Origin of the sequence: Mesorhizobium sp. M7A.F.Ca.CA.001.08.2.1 (assembly GCF_003998455.1) — a bacterium.
GTDB classification, from domain to species: domain Bacteria; phylum Pseudomonadota; class Alphaproteobacteria; order Rhizobiales; family Rhizobiaceae; genus Mesorhizobium; species Mesorhizobium ciceri.
Map to the genome: position 1 here is coordinate 1 of NZ_RZPW01000559.1, position 4,291 is coordinate 4,291.

The window sequence follows — 4,291 nt, forward strand, 5'->3', positions numbered from 1 at the left end:
GATCAGCTCAGCGCAGCATGCGTGAAATCAACTGCGCCGTATAGTCGACCATTGGGACGATGCGCGCGTAATTCAGCCGGGTCGGGCCGATGACGCCGAGCGCGCCGACGACGCGGGCATCCTTGTCGCGATAGGGGGCGACGACCAGCGACGAGCCCGACAGCGAAAACAGCTTGTTTTCCGAGCCGATGAAGATGCGCACACCCGAGCCCTGCTCGGCGAGGTCAAGCAGCTGGATAAGCCCGTCCTGCGTCTCCATGTCCTCGAACAGATGGCGCAGCAGCTCGATGTCGGCCTGGGCGGTGACGTTTTCAAGCAGATTGGCACGCCCGCGCACGATGAGCCGTGCCGGCAGGCCGCTGTCGGCGCCGGCCCACACCGCCAGCCCCTTCTCCACCAGGTCCTGCGACAGCGTGTCGAGCGCGGCCCTGGTTTCTTCCTTGATGCGAGCGATCTCGATCCGCGCCTCGGCAAGCGTGCGACCGCGTATATGGGCGTTGAGGAAATTCGAGGCCTCGTGCAGTTGCGAGACGGTGATGCCGGCGGGCAGGTCGACGACGCGGTTTTCGACGTCGCCATTCTGCGACACCAGCACCGCCAGCGCCTTCGTCGGCTCAAGCTGGATGAATTCGATGTGCTTCAGCGCCACCTCGTTCTTGGCGGCCAGCACCAGGCCGGCGCCGCGCGACATGCCCGACAGCATCTGGCTGGCCTCGGTCAGCATGTGCTCCAGCGTCGCACCGGAGCCGGACGCCCGCACCTGTGCCTCGATGGCGCGGCGCTCCTCGTCGGAAAGGTCGCCAAGCTCCATGAAGGCATCGACGAAGAAACGCAGGCCGGCCTGCGTCGGCAGCCGGCCGGCCGAAATGTGCGGCGCGTAGATCAGGCCGAGATGCTCGAGGTCGCTCATCACGTTGCGGATAGTCGCCGGCGACAGTGAGGACGGCAGGATACGCGACAGGCTGCGCGATCCCACCGGTTCACCGTCCCTGAGATAGGAATCGACGATGCGCCGGAAGATGTCGCGGGAACGCATGTCGAGCGCCTGGAATACTGGCGACTGAAGCGCGGGCGACTGCGAAGCGGGATCGACTGCCTTGGTCATACGGCCAAAAACCTCCGGCCCAAGGATATAGACTTACACTGCACCCGCGCAACCCGGTGTCTGTGTCCGATCGTCAGGCCATTTTCCTTTGCGCCACGCGTCCCATGCGGTTACAAGCCGGCCAAGATTCCGAAAAATGACAAGAAAGCAGCCCTGAATGCGCCCTTCCAAACGCCAATTCGACGAAATGCGTGCCATCTCCTTCGAGCGTGGCGTCTCCAAGCATGCCGAAGGCTCATGCCTGGTGAAGTTCGGCGACACGCATGTCCTGTGCACGGCCAGCCTCGAGGAAAAAGTGCCGGGTTGGATGCGCAACTCCGGCAAGGGCTGGGTGACGGCGGAATACGGCATGCTGCCGCGCTCGACCGGCGAGCGCATGCGCCGTGAGGCTTCGGCCGGCAAGCAGGGCGGCCGCACGCTGGAAATCCAGCGGCTGATCGGCCGCTCCTTGCGCGCCGTGGTCGATTTGCAGGCGTTGGGCGAACAGCAGATCACCGTCGACTGCGACGTCATCCAGGCCGATGGCGGCACCCGCACCGCATCGATCACCGGCGGCTGGGTGGCGCTGTATGACTGCCTGCGCTGGATGGAAGCGCGCCAGATGGCCAGCGTCGCCAAGGTGCTGAAGGACCATGTCGCGGCGATCTCCTGCGGCATCCATGACGGCCAGCCGGTCATCGACCTCGACTATATCGAGGATTCAGCGGCCGGCACCGACGCCAATTTCGTCATGACAGGCAAGGGTGGCATCGTCGAGATCCAGGGCACCGCCGAGGGCGAGCCTTTCTCCGAGGAGCAGTTCGCGGACCTGATGGGCCTGGCCAAGAAAGGCATCCAGCGCCTGGTGAGTTTGCAGCAGATGGCAGTGGCTTAGTTTTTAGATGTCGAGCCTGAGCGCCCCCCTCTGGCCTGCCGGCCATCTCCCCCTCAAGTGGGGAGATCGGATGTCATCTAGGGCTTCGCCAATCTCCGGCGTTGTAGGGCGCGCGACAATGCAGAAGCTGCCAATCTCCCCACCTGAGGGGGAGATGGCCGGCAGGCCAGAGGGGGGCGCCTCGTGACACCCTCCGCGATCCTGGAATCGGCCCTCTACGTCACAGACCTGCCCGCCGCCGAAACCTTCTACACCGACATCCTCGGCCTCAATCTCCTCGGCAAGGTCGACGGCCGCCACCTGTTCTTCCGCTGCGGCCCCGGCGTGCTGCTCGTCTTCAACGCCGAGGCAACCAAGATCCCGCCGGCGCCTGACGCGAGGCTGCCGGTGCCACCGCACGGCGCGGTCGGCCAAGGTCATCTCTGCTTTACGGCGACCGCCGATGAAATCGCCGGCTGGAAAGCCCATCTGGAGGCAAAGAAGATCGCCATCGAGAGCGAATTCGAGTGGCCGCAGGGCGGCCGTTCGATCTATATACGCGACCCCTCGGGCAATTCGATCGAATTTGCCGAGCCAAGAATCTGGGGCCTTTGATGCATTCTCTCGATGGCAAGAAGATCGTCGTCGCCAGCCATAATGAGGGCAAGCTGCGCGAATTCGCCGACCTGATGGGACCGTTCGGCTTCGAAGCGAAGTCGGCCAGGGAGTATGGCCTGCCGGAGCCGGACGAGACCGGCACCACCTTCGAGGAGAACGCCTACATCAAGGCGCTCGCCGCCGCCAAGGCGACCGGCCTGCCGGCGCTGTCGGACGATTCCGGCCTGTGCGTCGACGCGCTTGACGGCGCGCCCGGCGTCTACACCGCCAACTGGGCCGAAACCCCGGACGGTTCGCGTGACTTCGGCATGGCCATGCAACGCACCGAAGTGGCGCTGCAGGAGGTCGGCGCCGCCTTGCCGGAGCAGCGCAAGGGACGCTTTGTCGCCGTCATCTGCCTGGCGTTTCCCGACGGCGAGGCCGAATATTATCGCGGCGAGGCCGAGGGCACGCTGGTCTGGCCACCGCGCGGCGAGCTCGGCTTCGGCTACGATCCTGTGTTCCTGCCCGATGGCTTCGAAAAAACCTTCGGCGAAATGAGCGCCGAGGAAAAGCATGGCTGGAAGCCCGGCCAGGCCACGGCGCTGTCGCACCGCGCCCGCGCCTTCCAGAAATTCGCCCAAGCTCGATTGGGCTCGGCATGAGCATGCTGCTCGACCGGACGCCCGGCTTCGGCGTCTATGTCCACTGGCCGTTCTGCGCGGCCAAATGCCCCTATTGCGACTTCAACAGCCATGTTCGCCACCAGCCGGTCGACCAGGAGCGCTTTGCCGCCGCCTTCGAGGCCGAACTGGCGACGATGCGCGAGCGCACCGGGCCGCGCGAGGTGACCAGCGTTTTTCTCGGCGGCGGCACGCCCTCGCTGATGAAGCCGGAAACCGTGGCCAGGGTTCTGGACGCCGTGGCGAAGAACTGGACTGTGCCTGCCGGCATCGAGGTGACGCTGGAGGCCAATCCGTCCTCGGTCGAGGCCGAGCGCTTTCGCGGCTATCGGGCAGCCGGGGTCAATCGCGTGTCGCTCGGCGTGCAGGCGCTGAACGACAAGGATTTGCGCTTCCTCGGCCGTTTGCACAATGTCGAACAGGCCCTGCACGCCATCGGCTTCGCGCGAGAAATATTCCCAAGGCTGTCCTTCGACCTGATCTACGCCCGCCCCGGCCAGACGCCGGAGGCTTGGGCATCGGAGCTGGAACAGGCGATCGGCCATGCCGCCGACCATCTGTCGCTCTACCAGTTGACCATCGAGGAAGGCACGCCCTTCCACGCGCTGCATGCGGCAAAGAAATTCGTCATCCCCGACAACGACCATGCCGCCGACCTCTATGCGCTGACGCAGGAGATCACCACGGCGCACGGCCTGCCGGCCTACGAGATTTCCAACCACGCCAGGCCGGGCGCCGAGAGCCGGCACAACCTGACCTACTGGCGCTATGGCGAATATGTCGGCGTCGGGCCGGGCGCGCATGGCCGCTTCGTCGAGAACGGCCGGCGCACGGTGACAATCGCCGAGCGGATGCCGGAAACCTGGGCCAATCTGGTCGAGGCCAAGGGCCATGGCGTCACCGGCGGCGAGATCCTGACGCGTTCGGAAGAGGCCGACGAATTCCTGCTGATGGGCCTGCGGCTGGCCGAAGGCATCGACCTCGCCCGCTACGAGGCGTTCTCCGGGCGCGGCCTGTCGAGCGAGCGGTTGTCGATGCTGCAGGGCGAAGGGC

The 4,291-nt window shown here is 65.4% G+C and carries 5 protein-coding genes; 4 read left to right on the forward strand and 1 reads right to left on the reverse strand.

Going from position 1 to position 4,291, the window contains the following annotated elements:
• Nucleotides 1–7: 7 nt before the first annotated feature.
• Nucleotides 8–1,105, reverse strand: a complete 1,098-nt coding sequence (hrcA, locus tag EN914_RS26215; RefSeq protein ID WP_013528633.1) for a heat-inducible transcriptional repressor HrcA — start codon at nt 1,103–1,105, stop codon at nt 8–10.
• 157 nt (nt 1,106–1,262) lie between these two features.
• Between hrcA and rph the strand changes: the two genes are divergently transcribed.
• From rph to hemW, 4 genes are all read left to right on the forward strand, one after another.
• The gene (gene rph, locus EN914_RS26220; RefSeq protein WP_013528632.1) at nt 1,263–1,979 is read left to right on the forward strand and encodes a ribonuclease PH; all 717 of its coding nucleotides are present in this window, start codon (nt 1,263–1,265) and stop codon (nt 1,977–1,979) included.
• A 183-nt stretch (nt 1,980–2,162) separates the two neighbouring features.
• Nucleotides 2,163–2,573 carry a VOC family protein gene (locus EN914_RS26230; RefSeq protein ID WP_024502185.1) on the forward strand — a complete coding sequence of 137 codons (411 nt, stop codon included), beginning with the start codon at nt 2,163–2,165 and terminating at the stop codon, nt 2,571–2,573.
• Entirely contained in the window at nt 2,573–3,220 is a 648-nt protein-coding gene (rdgB, locus tag EN914_RS26235) for an RdgB/HAM1 family non-canonical purine NTP pyrophosphatase (protein ID WP_024502184.1), read from the forward strand. Before EN914_RS26230 ends, rdgB begins: the two co-directional genes overlap by 1 nt.
• Nucleotides 3,217–4,291: radical SAM family heme chaperone HemW (hemW, locus tag EN914_RS26240; protein WP_127389349.1), on the forward strand; the 1,075-nt coding region annotated here is incomplete at its 3' end. The genes rdgB and hemW, both read left to right, overlap by 4 nt.

Excerpts from the sequence above, each read along its gene's own strand:
- hrcA (WP_013528633.1), bottom strand. The coding sequence starts at position 1,105 with ATGACCAAGGCAGTCGATCCCGCTTCGCAGTCGCCCGCGCTTCAGTCG.
- rph (WP_013528632.1), top strand. The coding sequence starts at position 1,263 with ATGCGCCCTTCCAAACGCCAATTCGACGAAATGCGTGCCATCTCCTTC.
- rdgB (WP_024502184.1), top strand. The coding sequence starts at position 2,573 with ATGCATTCTCTCGATGGCAAGAAGATCGTCGTCGCCAGCCATAATGAG.